Source organism: Streptomyces sp. NPDC004126 (genome assembly GCF_050275515.1).
GTDB lineage: Bacteria > Actinomycetota > Actinomycetes > Streptomycetales > Streptomycetaceae > Streptomyces.
In genome coordinates, this window is record NZ_JBNNPF010000007.1 from 81,834 (window position 1) to 97,094 (window position 15,261).

The 15,261-nt window shown below is 74.0% G+C and carries 11 protein-coding genes and 1 pseudogene; 2 read left to right on the forward strand and 10 right to left on the reverse strand.

The genetic code is table 11. From position 1 onward, the window contains the following. The first annotated feature begins 57 nt into the window (after positions 1-57). Positions 58-897: a GNAT family N-acetyltransferase gene (locus tag ACQKM2_RS09145; protein ID WP_427707936.1), complete on the forward strand. Its 840-nt coding sequence runs from the start codon at positions 58-60 to the stop codon at positions 895-897. A 1-nt stretch (position 898) separates the two neighbouring features. On the opposite strand, the gene ACQKM2_RS09150 is transcribed toward ACQKM2_RS09145, so the two are convergent. Both ACQKM2_RS09150 and ACQKM2_RS09155 read right to left on the reverse strand, forming a co-directional pair. Continuing rightward, positions 899-3,160 (reverse strand): bifunctional salicylyl-CoA 5-hydroxylase/oxidoreductase, encoded by a 2,262-nt coding sequence (locus tag ACQKM2_RS09150; protein ID WP_427707938.1) that lies wholly within the window; start codon positions 3,158-3,160, stop codon positions 899-901. 4 nt (positions 3,161-3,164) lie between these two features. Then, positions 3,165-3,992: an enoyl-CoA hydratase family protein gene (locus tag ACQKM2_RS09155; RefSeq protein ID WP_405978097.1), complete on the reverse strand. Its 828-nt coding sequence runs from the start codon at positions 3,990-3,992 to the stop codon at positions 3,165-3,167. A gap of 267 nt (positions 3,993-4,259) precedes the next feature. Here ACQKM2_RS09155 and ACQKM2_RS09160 point away from each other — a divergent pair, with 267 nt between their 5' ends. Beyond that, entirely contained in the window at positions 4,260-4,712 is a 453-nt protein-coding gene (locus tag ACQKM2_RS09160) for an ATP-binding protein (RefSeq protein WP_427708112.1), read from the forward strand. 63 nt (positions 4,713-4,775) lie between these two features. Here the strand turns inward: ACQKM2_RS09160 and argF are convergent, their stop codons facing one another. The 8 genes and pseudogenes from argF to ACQKM2_RS09200 all read right to left on the reverse strand — a co-directional run. Continuing rightward, entirely contained in the window at positions 4,776-5,786 is a 1,011-nt protein-coding gene (gene argF / locus ACQKM2_RS09165) for an ornithine carbamoyltransferase (RefSeq protein ID WP_427707940.1), read from the reverse strand. Between the two features lie 111 nt (positions 5,787-5,897). After that, positions 5,898-7,124, reverse strand: coding sequence for an arginine deiminase (locus ACQKM2_RS09170; RefSeq protein WP_427707941.1), 1,227 nt, complete (start codon positions 7,122-7,124; stop codon positions 5,898-5,900). 55 nt (positions 7,125-7,179) lie between these two features. Then, positions 7,180-7,647, reverse strand: a complete 468-nt coding sequence (locus tag ACQKM2_RS09175) for a hypothetical protein (RefSeq protein WP_427707943.1) — start codon at positions 7,645-7,647, stop codon at positions 7,180-7,182. Positions 7,648-7,847: 200 nt separating this feature from the next. Further along, positions 7,848-10,451 (reverse strand): polynucleotide kinase-phosphatase, encoded by a 2,604-nt coding sequence (locus tag ACQKM2_RS09180; protein ID WP_427707945.1) that lies wholly within the window; start codon positions 10,449-10,451, stop codon positions 7,848-7,850. Beyond that, entirely contained in the window at positions 10,448-11,944 is a 1,497-nt protein-coding gene (locus ACQKM2_RS09185; protein ID WP_427707947.1) for a 3' terminal RNA ribose 2'-O-methyltransferase Hen1, read from the reverse strand. Before ACQKM2_RS09185 ends, ACQKM2_RS09180 begins: the two co-directional genes overlap by 4 nt. Positions 11,945-12,060: 116 nt before the next feature. Continuing rightward, a complete protein-coding gene (locus ACQKM2_RS09190; RefSeq protein WP_125822865.1) occupies positions 12,061-12,291 on the reverse strand; it encodes a hypothetical protein in 231 nt (76 codons plus the stop codon). A gap of 109 nt (positions 12,292-12,400) precedes the next feature. Continuing rightward, positions 12,401-13,267 carry a homocysteine S-methyltransferase gene (mmuM, locus tag ACQKM2_RS09195; RefSeq protein WP_427707949.1) on the reverse strand — a complete coding sequence of 289 codons (867 nt, stop codon included), beginning with the start codon at positions 13,265-13,267 and terminating at the stop codon, positions 12,401-12,403. A gap of 10 nt (positions 13,268-13,277) precedes the next feature. Next, a pseudogene (locus tag ACQKM2_RS09200) lies at positions 13,278-14,108 on the reverse strand (LLM class F420-dependent oxidoreductase); the annotation flags it as partial. Between the last annotated feature and the right edge of the window lie 1,153 nt (positions 14,109-15,261).

The following is a 15,261-nucleotide window of genomic DNA, read 5'->3' on the forward strand; positions in this document are numbered from 1 at the left end:
TCCCTCGCGGGCGGAAATTGCGGTGCGGGCCGGCCCCGGGGGGCGCCAGCATGGGGCATGACATGGACCTTCAGCACTGATCTGGCGGCCTATCTGGCCGCCGCGCGCCCGGCCGTGGCCGCGCAGCCCGTCGTCAACACCACCCTGCTGACCGTCACCGACGCCCTGGAGCGGCGCGGCCCCCGCGCCTTCGGCGACACCGACCCCCTCTTCGGCTGGTGGACCGGCGCGGACGGGGTCGTGGACGGGGCCCTGCTGCACACCCCGCCGTTCCCGCTGCTGCTCGGCGCCGTGCCCCCCGAGGCGGTCCGGGCCCTGGCCGGCGCACTCGGCACCGACCCGCTGCGCGGCCGCGTCGGCGGGTTCAACGCCCGCCGCCCCGACGCGCAGGCCCTCGCCGCGGCGTGGGGGACGCCCGCCCGCGTCGTCGAGGAGCTGCGCCTGTACCGGCTGGGCACCCTGGCCGCCCCCGACCCCGCCCCGGAGGGCCGGGCCCGGACCGCCGCCGAGCCGGACCTGCCGCTGCTGCTGGAGTGGATCGAGGCCTTCGACCGGGAGTGCGGGATCCCCGCCAGCCCCTCCGAGGCCCAGCTGCTCGACCGGATCTCGTACGGCGGGCTGCTGCTGTGGGAGCACGAGGGCCGTCCGGTGTCGCTGGCCGGCTTCTCCCGCCCGATCGGCGGCGCCTCCCGCGTCGGCCCCGTCTACACCCCGCCCGCCGACCGGGGCCGCGGCTACGCCGCCGGGGTGACGCACGCGACGAGCCGGGCCGCGTACGCCGCCGGGGCATCCGAGGTGCTGCTCTTCACCGACCTGGCCAACCCCACCAGCAACGGCGTCTACCGGCGCCTCGGCTACGCCCCGGTGGAGGACCGGGTCGTGCTGGAGGCGCTCTGACCTACCCCTTGCCGGTCGGGGGCCTGCGGCTGCCGGCCCGGTAGGGGGCGGGCCACGGGGCGCCGGGGCCCGCGTAGCCCTGTTCGGCGGCCGCGTGCAGCGTCCAGTGCGGGTCGTACAGGTGCGGGCGGCCCAGCGCGCAGAGGTCGGCGCGGCCGGCCAGCAGCAGGGAGTTGACGTCGTCCCAGGAGGAGATGGCGCCGACGGCGATGACGGGGACGCCGAGGGCGTTGCGGATCCGGTCGGCGTAGGGGGTCTGGTAGGAGCGCCCGTACTCCGGGGCCTCCTCGGCGACGACCTGTCCGGTGGAGACGTCGATGGCGTCGGCGCCGCGGGCGGCGAAGGCGGCCGCGATCCGTTCGGCCTCCTCGGGGGTGGTGCCGCCGGGCGCCCAGTCGGTGGCGGAGAGGCGGACCGTCATGGGCCGGTCCTCGGGCCAGACCTCGCGGACGGCGTCGAAGACCTCCAGGGGGAACCGGAGCCGGTTCTCCAGGGGGCCGCCGTAGGCGTCGTCGCGGTGGTTGGTGAGCGGGGAGAGGAACCCGGACAGCAGGTAGCCGTGCGCGCAGTGCAGTTCCAGCAGGTCGAAGCCGCAGTCGGCGGCGCGGACGGCGGCGGCCGCGAAGTCGGAGCGGATCGCGGCGAGGTCGGCGGCGTCCAGGGCGCGAGGGACGGCGGAGACCCCGGCTTTGTAGGGCAGTGCGGAGGCGGCGACCAGGGGCCAGTTGCCGTCCGGGAGCGGTTCGTCCATGCCCTCCCACATCAGCCGGGTGGAGCCCTTGCGGCCGGAGTGGCCGAGCTGGACGCCGAGGGCCGTACCGGGCGCGGAGCCGTGGACGAAGTCGGCGATCCGCTTCCAGGCGGCCGCCTGTCCGGCGGTCCACAGGCCGGCGCAGCCGGGGGTGATGCGGCCTTCGGCGCTGACGCACACCATCTCGGTCATGACGAGCCCGGCTCCGCCGAGGGCCCGCCCGCCCAGGTGGACGAGGTGGAAGTCGCCGGGGACGCCGTCCTCGGCGGAGTACGTGTCCATGGGCGAGACCACGACGCGGTTGCGCAGGGTGAGTCCCCGCAGGGTGAACGGGGTGAACATGGGCGGGGTTCCCGTGCCGTCGGCGTCCTCGGGGCAGCCGAAGTCGCGTTCCACCGCGCGGGTGAACCGTTCGTCGCGCAGCCGCAGGTTGTCGTGGGTGACGCGGCGGCTGCGGGTGAGCAGGTTGAAGGCGAACTGGCGGGCGGGCTGGTCCACGTATCCGGCGAGGTCCTCGAACCAGCGCATGCTGGCGGCGGCTGCGCGCTGGGTGCTGGCGACGGCAGGGCGCCGCTCCTCCTCGTAGGCGGCGAGGGCGGAGGGGACGTCGGGCAGCCGGTCGAGGGCCTCGGCGAGGGCGAGGGCGTCCTCGACGGCGAGTTTGGTGCCGGAGCCGATGGAGAAGTGGGCGGTGTGCGCGGCGTCGCCGAGCAGCACCACGTTGCCGTGCGACCAGTGCTCGTTGACGACGGTGCGGAAGCGGGTCCAGGCGGAGCGGTTGCCGCGCAGCGGACGTCCGTGCAGGGCGTCGGCGAAGGTCTTGGCGCAGCGGGAGGCCGATTCGGCCTCGTCGCACAGGTCGAGGCCGGCCGCCCGCCAGACCTCCTCGCGCATCTCGACGATGACGGTGGAGGAGTCGGGTGCGTACGGGTAGCCGTGCAGCTGCACGACCCCGTGTCCGGTCTCGGCGATCTCGAAGCGGAAGGAGTCGAAGGCGAAGTCGGCGGCGAGCCAGACGTACCGGCAGCGTCCGGGGGTCTCGGTGGGCCGGAAGTACGCGGCGCCGCTCGCGCGGGTGGCGCTGTGCACGCCGTCGGCGGCGACCACCAGGTCGTACGCGTCGGCCAGGGCGAAGGCGTCGGGGGCCTCGGCGCGGAAGCGCAGGCGCACGCCGAGGCCGGCGCAGCGTTCGTGGAGGATCTCCAGGAGCCGGCGGCGGCCGAGGGCGGCGAAGCCGTGGCCGCCGGAGGTCAGCAGCCGGCCGCGGTGCACGACGTCCACGTCGTCCCAGCGGACGAACTCGGCGGCGAGGGCGGCGTGCACGACGGTGTCGGCGCGTTCGATGCCGCCGAGGGTCTCGTCGGAGAGCACCACGCCGAAGCCGAAGGTGTCGTCGGGGGCGCCCCGTTCCCAGAGCTCCACCGTGTGCCCCTGGCGGGCCAGCAGTGCGGCGGTGTAGAGCCCGCCGGGTCCGCCGCCGACGACGGCGACCCTCAGGGTGCTCGCGGACATGCGGCTACCTGCCCTTCCACTCCGGGGGCCGTTTCGCGGTGAAGGCGGCGTGGAACTCGGCGTAGTCCCGGCCGTTCATCAGCAGGGCCTGGGTGTTGGCGTCGAGTTCCACGGAGGCGGCCAGGGGCATGTCCAGCTCGGCGGTGAGCAGGGCCTTGGTCTGGGCGTGGGCGAGCGCGGGTCCGGCGGCGAGGCGGGCGGCGAGTTCGGCGGCGCGGGCGTCGGCCTTGCCCTCGTCGACGAGTTCGCTGAGCAGGCCGATCCGTTCGGCCTCGGCGGCGCGTACGGGCTCTCCGAGCATCAGCAGCCGGGTGGCGTGGCCGAGGCCGACGACGCGGGGCAGCAGGTAGGCGGCGCCCATGTCGCCGCCGGAGAGGCCGACGCGGGTGAAGAGGAAGGCGAAGCGGGCGGAGGGGTCGGCGATCCGGAAGTCGGCGGCGAGGGCGAGGACGGCCCCGGCCCCGGCGGCCACCCCGTGCACGGCGGCGATCACCGGGAAGGGGCATTCGCGGATGGCGCGGACGACCTGGCCGGTCATCCGGTTGAAGTCGAGGAGCTCGGCGGTGTCCATGGCGAGGGTGGCGCCGATGATCTCGTCCACGTCCCCGCCGGAGCAGAAGCCGCGGCCCTCGCCGGCGAGGACGAGGGCGCGCACGGAGCGGGTGCGGGACAGTTCGGCGAGCAGATCGCGCAGGTCGGCGTAGGCGCCGAAGGTGAGCGCGTTCAGCTTCTCGGGGCGGTCGAGGGTGACGGTGGCGACGCCGTCCTGCCGGGTCACCCGCAGGTGGCGCCACCGTTCGGTCTCTGGTGTGGAACCGGTGAAGGGGCTCACACCGTCGAAGCTATCACCGAATCGTGACCGTCGTCAGAGAAACGCGACAAGTGGTCACCCCGGCGGCGGTACGGGGCGGGGCGGGGCGGGGCGGTACGCGGCGGCGCGCTACGAGACGGTAGGCGCCGGCACGGGCCGCCACACGGGGCGAAGGTCCCCGACCTGCCCCGACCTGGTCCCCCCTGCGTCGTGCCGGGGTGCCCTACGGAAGCTCCGGCCCGGTCCGTATCGTTGAATCCAGGACTTCCCTCCCGCTCCCCCGCCCCCCTGCCCCCCTCACGGAAGGACGGACCCGCCGTGGACGACACCTCCGCCTGGCGGATCGCCCTCCCGCGCACGACCGCCGCCGTACCGATGGCCCGCGCCCTGATCCGCACCGCGCTCACCGACCCCGACCGGTGTCCCGACAGCGACACGGCGGAGCTGCTGACCGCCGAGCTGGTGGCGAACGCCGTCGAGCACACCTCGGGGGCCGCCCCGATCGAGCTGGTCGTGGAGCTGCGGCCGAACGGCTGCCAGGTCGAGGTGCACGACGGGGACCCGCAGCCGCCGGGCGATCTCACCGCCGGCCGGCCCGGGCCGCAGCCCGACCCGTGGCAGGAGGGCGGCCGCGGACTGCTGCTGATCCGGGCCCTCAGCTCGGCCTGCGGCCACCGGCCCACCGCGCGCGGCAAGGCCGTCTGGTTCACCCTGCCGAGCCGGGCCACGGCGACCGCCTGAGCCCCCGCCGCCCCGCGGCAGCGGCGGCGGCCCGCATGAGTATGCGGCTGCGTGCGCGGCCGGCTACGCGGCGGGCCCGGCGAGCGTCGCGACGAGGACCGCCTTGATGGTGTGCAGCCGGTTCTCGGCCTCGTCGAAGACGACGGAGTGCGCGGACTCGAACACCTCGTCCGTGACCTCCAGGGAGTCCAGGCCGTGCCGCTCGTGGACCTCCCGGGCCACCTTGGTGCCCAGGTCGTGGTAGGCGGGCAGGCAGTGCAGGAACTTCACGTCCGGGTTCCCGGTCGCGCGCAGCACGTCCATGGTGACGGCGTACGGGACCAGGGCCGCGATCCGCTCGTCCCAGACCTCCTTGGGCTCGCCCATCGAGACCCAGACGTCCGTGGCCACGAAGTCGGCCTGCGCGACGCCCTCCGTGACCTCCTCGGTCAGGGTGATCCGGGCCCCGCTGACGGCGGCGAGCTCGCGGGCCCGCGCCACGACGCCGTCGGCCGGCCAGTAGGCCTTCGGCGCGACGATGCGCACGTCCATGCCCAGCAGGGCGCCGGTCACCAGGTACGAGTTGCCCATGTTGAAGCGGGCGTCGCCCAGGTAGGCGAAGGAGATCCGGTCCAGCGGCTTGGTGCTGTGCTCGGTCATGGTGAGCACGTCGGCGAGCATCTGGGTGGGGTGCCAGTCGTCGGTGAGGCCGTTGAAGACGGGCACGCCGGAGTGGGCGGCCAGCTCCTCCACGGCCTGCTGGCTGTCGCCCCGGTACTCGATGCCGTCGAACATCCGGCCGAGCACCCGGGCCGTGTCCCGGACGGACTCCTTGTGGCCGATCTGGGAGCCGGCGGGGTCGAGGTAGACGGTGTGGGCGCCCTGGTCGGCGGCGGCGACCTCGAAGGCGCAGCGGGTGCGCGTGGAGGTCTTCTCGAAGATCAGCGCGAGGTTCTTCCCCTGGAGCCGGCGCTGCTCGGTCCCGGCCTTCTTGGCCGCCTTGAGTTCGGCCGCGAGCTCGACGAGGCCGCGGAACTCGGCGGCGGTGAAGTCGAGCTCCTTGAGGAAACTGCGGCCGAAGAGGTCGGTGGCCATGGGGACGCTCCAGAGTGGCGCTGACAGGGGATGCTGGAAGTCTATACGATCCTCTGCATTGATATACGGAACAGTGGATCACATCACACGCCGGCGGGCACGCGCCGGCCGTCACACCGCGTCCCGCTCCACCGGGCAGCTCATGCAGCGCGGACCGCCCCGGCCGCGCCCCAGCTCGCTGCCGGGGATCTCGATCACCTCGATGCCCTCCCTGCGCAGGTGGGTGTTGGTGGTGACGTTCCGCTCGTAGGCGACGACCACCCCCGGTTCCACGGCCAGCACGTTGCACCCGTCGTCCCACTGCTCGCGCTCCGCCGAGTGCACGTCCTGCGTGGCGGTGAGCACCCGCACCTTGTCCAGGCCGAGCGCGGCCGCGATGGCCCGGTGCATGTGCTCCGGCGGGTGGTCGCTGACCCGCAGCTCGCTCGCCCCCTCGCCCGGCCGGATCGTGTAGGAGCGCAGCATGCCGAGCCCGGCGTACTGAGTGAACGTATCTGCGTCGACCATCGTCATCACCGTGTCCAGGTGCATGAAGGCCCGCCGCTTGGGCATGTCCAGGGCCACGATGACGGAGGCCGAACCGGCCGCGAACAGGCCCCGGGCGAGCATCTCCACCGCCTGCGGGGTGGTCCGCTCGCTCATCCCGATCAGCACGGCGCCGTTGCCGATGACCAGGACGTCCCCGCCCTCGATGGTCGAGGGGTAGTCGGCCTGCCCCTGCGACCAGAAGTGGAAGGGGCCGGAACCGGTGAACAGCGGGTGGTGCCGGTAGATCGCCTCGAAGTGCACGGTCTCGCGCTGGCGGGCGGGCCAGCGCATGGCGTTGATGGACACCCCGTCGTAGATCCAGGCGGAGGTGTCGCGGGTGAAGAGGTGGTTGGGCAGCGGCCCCAGCAGGAAGCCGTCCATGTCGAGGGCGTGGAAGCGCACCGACACCGGCTCGGCGTGCCGCTCCAGGTACTCCCTCTTGGTCATCCCGCCGACCAGGGCCTCCGCGAGGGCGGCGGAGGGCAGCCCGTCGAAGACCGCGCGCAGGTGCCCGGCGGCGAGCGGACCGTACTCCTTCTCGTCGAAGACCCGGTCCAGTACGAGGTGCCGCGCCTCGGGGACGTCCAGGGTCTCGCGGAGCAGGTCGCCGAAGAGGTGGACGGCGACACCGCGGTCCCGCAGGACGTCCGCGAACCCGTCGTGCTCCTGGCGGGCCCGGCGCACCCACAACACGTCGTCGAAGAGCAGGGCGTCCTTGTTGCTTGGTGTGAGCCGCTTCAGCTCCAGGTCGGGCCGGTGGAGGATGACGCGGCGCAGCCGCCCGGTCTCGGAGTCGACATGGAATCCCATGCCGTACACATTCCCAGACCGGGCGGCTTTGCGACCCCGCGTCGGCCGTCCCCGGTCAGCGCAGGCCGAGAAGTGCCGTCGGGGTGCCGATGACGTCCGGGGCGGCCAGGCCCAGCTTCGGGACGGCCAGGTTGGGGACGCCGTTGTTGCTCGCGTCCGGCATCGTCAGCGGGGCGCCGACGACCGCACCGGGGGTGCGGGTGAGCAGGGTGGTGGCCGGGGACTCCAGGGAGCCCTCGCCGTCCGTCTCGGGCTCGCCCATCAGGTTGGGCACCACCGAGGCGACGCGGGTGGCCCCGAGGTCGGCCGCGATCGGGACCACCGGGAGCAGTGGGGTCGGCAGCAGGTCGCCCTGGTGGAACCGGGGCGCCTCCGGGGAGCCGACCAGCGGCACCGGGACCCCGGTGTTCAGGTGCGGGGCCGGCACGCCCAGCGTGGTCTCCACCGCCTCCAGCGGGACACCCACCGGGACCGAGTCGGCCACGGCCGGGGAGGCCGCGCCGGCCGCGGCCATACAGGTCATGAGCGCCGCAATGCTTCCGCGCGCGGTCATCTTCATAGGTGACGTTCCGTCCTTCCTGGGTCGCGGACACTCCGCTGCCCTGGATGAACGATCCCGCCGCCGCTTTCCCGGGGCTTCCGCGGGAAAGTTCCCCCATACGACCTAATTCGAGGCCGTACGGGGGCTCCCGCTTTACGCCCCGCCCTGACCCGTGCCCGGGGTCACAGGCGCGGGTCGACCGGCTCCGACTCCAGGGCCAGCACGGCGAACACCGGCTCGTGGACCCGCCACAGCGGCTCCCCCGCCGCCAGCCGGTCCAGCGCCTCCAGGCCGAGCGCGTACTCGCGCAGCGCGAGCGAGCGCTTGTGCCCGAGGAACCTCTGGCGCAGCCGCTCCAGCTGCTCCGGACGCGCGTACTCCGGCCCGTAGATGATCCGCAGGTACTCCCGTCCGCGGACCTTCACCCCGGGCTGGACCAGCCTGCCCTTGCCGTCCCGGGCGTACGCCTGGAGCGGCTTGACGACCATGCCCTCGCCGCCGGCGGCGGTCAGCTCCAGCCACCACTCGGTGCCCGCGCGGACGGACTCCTCGTCGCCGGTGTCCACGTACACCCGGCGGGTGCGGCGCAGCAGCGGCGCGTCCGAACCCTCGTCGGCGTCCGCGAGCCGGTCCAGCCAGGCGAGCTGCTCGTCGTGCGGCACGGCCGCCAGCGACCGCCCGGCCGCGGCGAGCAGCTGGAACGGCGCGAAACGTACGCCGTCCAGCCCGTCGGTGCTCCAGCAGTAGCGCCGGTACGCCTCGGTGAACGCGGCGGCGTCGGCGGCCCGCCCGCGCTGGCGCTCCAGCAGCGCCCCGGTGTCCACGCCCCGGGCCGCGGCCGCCTCCAGGGCGGCGACGGCGTCCGGCAGGACGGCGCGGGAGGCGGCGCCCACGGCCGCGTACTGGTTGCGGAGCAGGCCCGTGGACTTCAGGGACCAGGGCAGCAGTTCCCCGTCGAACAGCAGCCAGTCGGTGCCGAGTTCCTCCCACAGGCCCGCGCGGTCGACCGCCGCGCGCAGCCGGGCGAGGAACTCCTCGGTGAGCCCCGGGTCCGGGAAGAACGGCCGGCCGGTGCGGGTGTAGAGGGAGCCGGTGGGGCCGTCCTCGACGCCGAACCGCGCGCGGGCCGTCTCCGCGTCCCGGCAGAGCAGGACGGTGGCGCGGGAGCCCATGTGCTTCTCCTCGCACACGACGCGTCCGATGCCGTCGGCCCGGTACTGGGCGAAGGCCTCGGCGGGGTGCTCCAGGAAGCCCCCGTCAGCGGCTCCGCCGCGGGCCTCCTCCTGAGAGGTGGCCGTCGGCGCCATGGTCGGCGGGAGGTAAGGAACGAGCCGGGGGTCCACCGCGAAGCGGCTCATGACCTCCAGGGCGGCGGCCGCGTTCTCCTCGCGGACGCCGACGTTGCCCAGGTGGCGGGTCTCCACGACCCGGCGGCCGTGGACGTCGGCCAGGTCGAGCGGGCGCCCCTCGTGGCCGCCCGGCACCTCGGCGGCGAGCGGCTTGACCGGCTCGTACCAGACCTTCTCGGCCGGTACGTCGACCAGTTCCCGCTCGGGCCAGCGCAGGGCGGTCATCCGGCCGCCGAAGACGGCGCCGGTGTCGAGGCAGATGGTGTTGTTGATCCAGGTGGTGTCCGGGACGGGGGTGTGGCCGTAGACCACGACCGCCTTGCCGCGGTAGTCCTCGGCCCACGGGTAGCGCACGGGCAGGCCGAACTCGTCGGTCTCGCCGGTGGTCTCGCCGTACAGGGCGTGCGAGCGGACCCGGCCGGAGGTGCGGCCGTGGTACTTCTCGGGCAGCCCGGCGTGGCAGACGACCAGCTTGCCTCCGTCGAGGACGTAGTGGCTGACCAGGCCCGCGATGAACTCCCTGACCTCCTTGACGAACTCCTCGCTCTCGCGGGAGAGCTGCTCGACGGTCTCGGCGAGGCCGTGGGTCTGCTGGACCTTGGACCCCTTGAGGTGGCGGCCGAGCTTGTTCTCGTGGTTCCCGGGCACGCACAGGGCGTTGCCGGACTTGACCATGCCCATCACCCGGCGCAGCACGCCGGGGCTGTCGGGGCCGCGGTCGACGAGGTCGCCGACGAAGACGGCGGTGCGGCCGGCGGGGTGGACGCCGTCCTCGTAGCCGAGCTTGGCGAGCAGGGTCTCCAGCTCGGAGGAGCAGCCGTGGATGTCGCCGACGATGTCGAAGGGGCCGGTGAGGTGGGTGAGGTCGTTGAAGCGCTTCTCCAGCACCACTTCGGCGGAATCCGCCTCCTCGACGGTGCGCAGGACGTGCACCTTGCGGAAGCCCTCGCGCTCCAGGCCGCGCAGGGACCGGCGCAGCTCGGAGCGGTGCCGCTGGATGACGCGGCGGGGCAGTCCGGCCCGGTCGGGACGGGCGGCGTTGCGCTCGGCACAGACCGACTCGGGCATGTCGAGGACGATCGCGATGGGCAGGACGTCGTGCTCGCGGGCCAGGCGGACGAGCTCGCGGCGGGACTCCTGCTGGACGCTGGTGGCGTCCACGACGGTGAGGCGTCCGGCGGCGAGCCGCTTGCCGGCGATGTAGTGGAGGACCTCGAAGGCGTCCTTGCTGGCGCTCTGGTCGTTCTCGTCGTCGGCGACCAGGCCCCGGCAGTAGTCGGAGGAGAGGATCTCGGTGGGCTTGAAGTGCTTGCGGGCGAAGGTGGACTTGCCCGATCCGGTGGCGCCGATGAGGACGACGAGGGACAGGTCGGTGACGGGGAGCACGCGGTGGGCCGTGCGCTCGGCCGTGCGGCCGGTGGTGGGGGTGGTGGTCATGCTGCCTCGCCCTCCTTCGGGGTCTCGGTGGCGGCGGTGAAGACGGCCATCTGGGTCGGGGCTCCGACCTCGGGGTCCTCGTCGCCCACGGGTACGTGGGCGACGGTGTAGCCGTGCCGGGCGGCGACGCGGGCGGCCCAGGCGCGGAACTCCTCGCGGGTCCACTCGAAGCGGTGGTCGCGGTGGCGGACCTGCCCGGCCGGCAGGGACTCCCAGCGGACGTTGTACTCGACGTTCGGGGTGGTCACGAGGACGGTGCGGGGGCGGGCCGCGGCGAACACCGCGTACTCCAGCGCGGGCAGCCGGGGCAGGTCGAGGTGCTCGATGACCTCGCTGAGCACGGCCGCGTCGTAGCCGGCGAGGCGCTTGTCGGTGTAGGCGAGCGAGCCCTGGAGCAGCCGGACGCGGGAGCTCTGGCGCTCCCCCATCCGCTCCAGCCGCAGCCGGCGGGCGGCGATGGTCAGCGCCCGCACGGACACGTCGACGCCGAGGACCTCGGTGTACGCGGGGTCCTTGAGCAGGGCCTGCACGAGGTGTCCCTCACCGCAGCCGAGGTCGAGCACCCGCTGGGCGCCGGCCCCGCGCAGTGCGCCGAGGATCGCGTCGCGCCGGCGGACGGCGAGCGGGACGGCCCGCTCCGGGGTGCCGGCTCCGGGGGACGCGTCGGCGCCGTCCGGGGCCGCGTCCACGGCGTTGTCGAGCTCCTCGGCCTCGCTCCCGTCGGCCTCGGCCAGCCGGGCCAGTTCCAGGCGCTCCATGGCGTCGCGGGTGAGCTCCTTGCGGCGGGCCAGGTAGCGGGCGGTGATCAGCGCGTGCTCGGGGTGCCCGGCCAGCCAGCCGTCCCCGGCGCGCAGCAGCTTGTCGACCTCGTCGGGGGCGATCCAGTAGTGCTTGGCGTCGTCGAGCACCGGCAGCAGGACGTACAGCTGGCGCAGGGCGTCCTCCAGCCTGGCCCCGCCCTCCAGCACGAGCCGCACGTAGCGGCTGTCGCCCCATTCCGGGAACCGCTCGTCCAGCGCGATCGGCGTGCTCTCCACCCGGTCCCAGCCCAACGGGCCGAACAGGCGGCGCACCAGCTCCGGGCCGCCGCGGGCGGGCAGCACCGGGATCTCGATCCGCAGCGGGAGCGGCCGGCCCGGCAGCTCGGGGCGCAGGGCGCACTGGCCCTTGAGGGCGGTGCGGAAGACCCCGCTGAGCGCGACGGCGAGCAGCGAGGAGGCCGCGTACGGGCGGTCGTTGACGTACTGGGCGAGGGCGGCGTCGGGCGCCCCGCCCCGTCCCTTGCCCTGGCCGCGCCGGACGAGCGCGACGGGGTCCACCTCGAGCAGCAGCGCCGCCGTGCACCGCTCGGCCGTGGCCTCGGGGTAGAACACGTGGGCGGTGCCGTGCGAGGTGGAGAAGGCCTGCGCCCTGCCGGGATGCTTGTGCAGCAGGAATCCCAGGTCGGTGGCCGGATTCTCCGTCGTGCCGGTGGTGCTGATCGTCAGGAACATGCACTCCAGCATGACCCGGGCGCCACCGTCGGTGCGAACGGATTTCCGGGCGGCGGCCGGCCCGCCCCCGCGGGTGTTCCGGCCACCGTCCCGGGAGGGCCTCCCATGGGGTCGGGTCAGCGCTGTTTGGGGATGTTCAGCGGGCGGCCGATGTGCCAGTGCGGCTCGGTGCCGCTGTACGGGCACAGGTAGGCGATCCGCTCGTGCTGCCACGGCTGGATGCGGTGCATCTCGCTCGCGGCGTGTTCCGCCGCGGCCTCGTTGGCGAACTGCTTCTTCTCCCCGCACGCCCTGGAGCGGGTGATGCGGCGCCTGGCGGCGGCGCCCGTCCTGCTGGTGCGCTTCATCCGTCCTGCCTATCCCAGCAGGAGCCGACCAGAAAGGGCCTTCACCCGATCGAGTGATAGTCGGACGCGGGCCCTTGCCTTCGGCCCGGATCACGCCATTCGCCCCGGATCAGGCCAGACGCGGCCCCAGTGCGGCGATGCGGTCCGGGCCGATGCGGCAGCAGCCCCCGACGAGCCGGGCGCCGGCCGCGCGCCACGCCTCGACGGGCCAGGGGGCGGGGGCGGCCGGGGCGTTCCAGCTGCCGGTGGCGGCGTCCCAGACGGAGCCGTCGTTCGGGTAGGCCACCAGCGGCTTGCCGGTGACGGAGGCGGCGGCCTCCAGGGCGGGCAGCACGTCGGCGGGATCACAGCAGTTGACGCCGACCGCGATCACCTCGGGGGCGGCGGCCGCCACGGCGAACGCCTCGGCGAGGGGCTGGCCGGCGCGGGTGCGGCCGCCCGCGACCGTGTACGTGAGCCAGGCGCGGGCGCCCGTACCGGCGAGCACCCGCAGCAGGGCCCGCGCCTCCAGGACGTCCGGGAGGGTCTCCAGCGCCAGGACGTCGGGGCCGGCCGCCAGCAGCGCCCCGATCCGGGGCCGGTGGAAGGCGGCCAGCTCCGCCTCGGTGAGCCCGTACCGGCCGCGGTACTCGGAGCCGTCCGCCAGGAGCGCCCCGTACGGGCCCACCGAGGCGGCCACCCAGACCTCCCGGGCGGCGGCCCGGGCGGCCGCGCCGGCCACCCGCACGCTCCGCTCCAGCAGGTCCGGCTCGTGGCCGACCTGGTAGCTCGCGGTGATCAGCACCTCGGCGCCGGCCCGGACGTACGCCGTGTGGGCGGCCTGCACCTGGCCGGGGCTCTCGGCGAGCACCCGGCCCGTCCACATCCCGCCGGACAGGTCGCAGCCCTGGTCGGCGAGCCGGTTGCTGAGCCCGCCGTCCAGGAGCACGGCCCGGTGGGCCAGGGCTTCGGCGAGCGGGCCGGTCGCGCGGGGCACGGCGGCGGCCCTACCGGCCGAGCCGGGGCAGGACGCGGGCGGAGATCAGCTCCAGGTGGTCCAGGTCGCCGAGGTCGGGGAGCTGGAGGTAGACGCGCGAGGAGCCGATGGCGGAGTAGGTGCCGAGCTTCTCGACGACCTCGTCCGGGGAGCCGGCCAGGCCGTTGGCCTTCAGCTCGTCCACCTCGCGGCCGATGGCGGCGGCCCGGCGGGCGACCTCGGCGTCGTCCTTGCCGACGCACACCACCAGGGCGTTGGAGTAGACGAGTTCGTCCGCCTTGCGGCCGGCCCCGGCGGCGGCCTCCCGGACCCGGGCGAACTGCCGACGGCTGTCCTCCACCGAGACGAACGGCATGTTGGACTCGTCCGCGTAGCGGGCGGCGGGGCGCGGGGTGCGCCGGGCGCCGTGGCCGCCGACGAGGATGGGCACCTTGGCCTGGGCGGGCTTGGGGAGCGCCGGGGAGTCCTCCACCCGGTAGTGGACCCCGCGGTGGTCGAAGGTGGCGCCCGGCCCGGTGGCCCACATCCCGGTGACGATGGCCAGCTGTTCCTCCAGCCGGGCCATCCGCTCCGCGGGGAAGGGGATCCCGTACGCCTTGCGCTCCTCCTCGAACCAGCCCGCGCCGAGGCCCAGTTCCACCCGGCCGCCGGACATCTGGTCGACCTGCGCCACCTGGATCGCGAGGACGCCGGGCAGCCGGAAGGTGCCGGCCGTCATCAGCGTGCCCAGCCGGATCCGCTTCGTCTCCCGGGCCAGGCCCGCGAGGGTGATCCAGGCATCCGTGGGACCGGGCAGGCCGTCGACGGAGCCCATCCGCAGGTAGTGGTCGGACAGAGAGAACCGACTTGCTTGCTCCCCATGGCCTAGCAGCCTCCTCACCAGCGCAACCCTGTTCAGAGCAAGTTTCCACCGCCCGCTGAGGCACGGCAAAGCCCCGACCACCGTGGGGTGATCGGGGCTGGTCAAATGGCTACAGCCCAGCGGGCTCGGCAGCCTTCGGCAGCAGCTCCCGCGCTTGCTTCACCAGCACCTCAATGACGATCAACCGGCGGGCCGCCCGCCCCCTGCCGTTGGGGTCATGACCGGGGCGCGCACGATAGTGCGCGGCACGCGGTCTCCAAGCTGGTCAGACGAGCGCGACGGCTGCTGATGTCGCTCACGCTGTCGGGGCGAGGATGATCACGATCTCCGGCTCTGCGGCGTTGCGCCGACGGCGCTTGGCCGGGTCCTTCGGCACCGGGCCTCGTCCGGCCATGGAACCTCCTTCGCAGGGTTTTGATGCACAGTCAACTGCCGCCCCGCTTAGTCGTGGTGATACGGTGGACGGGCAGGCGGGCCAACTTCGTCCCCCCTGCACCCGGATGCGGCAACGCTCCGGAGCCCGCCAAGGATTTTCGACGGCCCGCGGCGGCATGCCTACCTCGATCTCATCGACATCAGCAACATCGTCGAGAATCGCGGCCCTCCACCCCAGGAGGGCACACCGTCGGACGCGCTTCTCGGTTCAGACCACAGGTGATGTGGTCGGGCCGAGTGCGCGAACCCGGTCCGACCCCTCGATGAAGGGTTACAGGACCGGATGGACATCTACGGGCAGGCGGCGTTTGTTGTGGCGTCGTTCGGGGCCGGGGCATGGGTGCTCGTCGCCGCGCTACGGAAGGTACCCGGCGTCTGCAAGGAAGCGGAAAGGGCCGTCCGCGCCGTGCGCTCGCTGCGGAATGAAATCCGGGGGCCTGGACCCCAGCACGTCAACAAGGCGCCGTCAGGCGACGAATGACCGGGGCGAGGTCCCCTAGCGGCGACGGGGCGTTGCCGTGTCGGCGCCCCGTCATCGCCATGTAGCGGCCAGTCCCGTAGATCTCCACAGCCGTACCGTCGGGGCGCCGGATGCGGCGTCCCTGCCGGACGTCCGCGCGGCCCCAGATGTGCAAGCCGTCGCCGGACGGGGACACCCCTACGTAGGCGGCGCTCCCGGCGGGTACTTCCCTCCCGC

Coding starts and splice junctions, on each gene's coding strand:
- ACQKM2_RS09185 (WP_427707947.1), bottom strand. CDS start 11,944: ATGTTCCTGACGATCAGCACCACCGGCACGACGGAGAATCCGGCCACC.
- argF (WP_427707940.1), bottom strand. CDS start 5,786: ATGGCCACCGACCTCTTCGGCCGCAGTTTCCTCAAGGAGCTCGACTTC.
- ACQKM2_RS09150 (WP_427707938.1), bottom strand. CDS start 3,160: ATGTCCGCGAGCACCCTGAGGGTCGCCGTCGTCGGCGGCGGACCCGGC.
- ACQKM2_RS09145 (WP_427707936.1), top strand. CDS start 58: ATGACATGGACCTTCAGCACTGATCTGGCGGCCTATCTGGCCGCCGCG.
- ACQKM2_RS09175 (WP_427707943.1), bottom strand. CDS start 7,647: ATGACCTGTATGGCCGCGGCCGGCGCGGCCTCCCCGGCCGTGGCCGAC.
- ACQKM2_RS09170 (WP_427707941.1), bottom strand. CDS start 7,124: ATGGGATTCCATGTCGACTCCGAGACCGGGCGGCTGCGCCGCGTCATC.
- ACQKM2_RS09180 (WP_427707945.1), bottom strand. CDS start 10,451: ATGACCACCACCCCCACCACCGGCCGCACGGCCGAGCGCACGGCCCAC.
- ACQKM2_RS09190 (WP_125822865.1), bottom strand. CDS start 12,291: ATGAAGCGCACCAGCAGGACGGGCGCCGCCGCCAGGCGCCGCATCACC.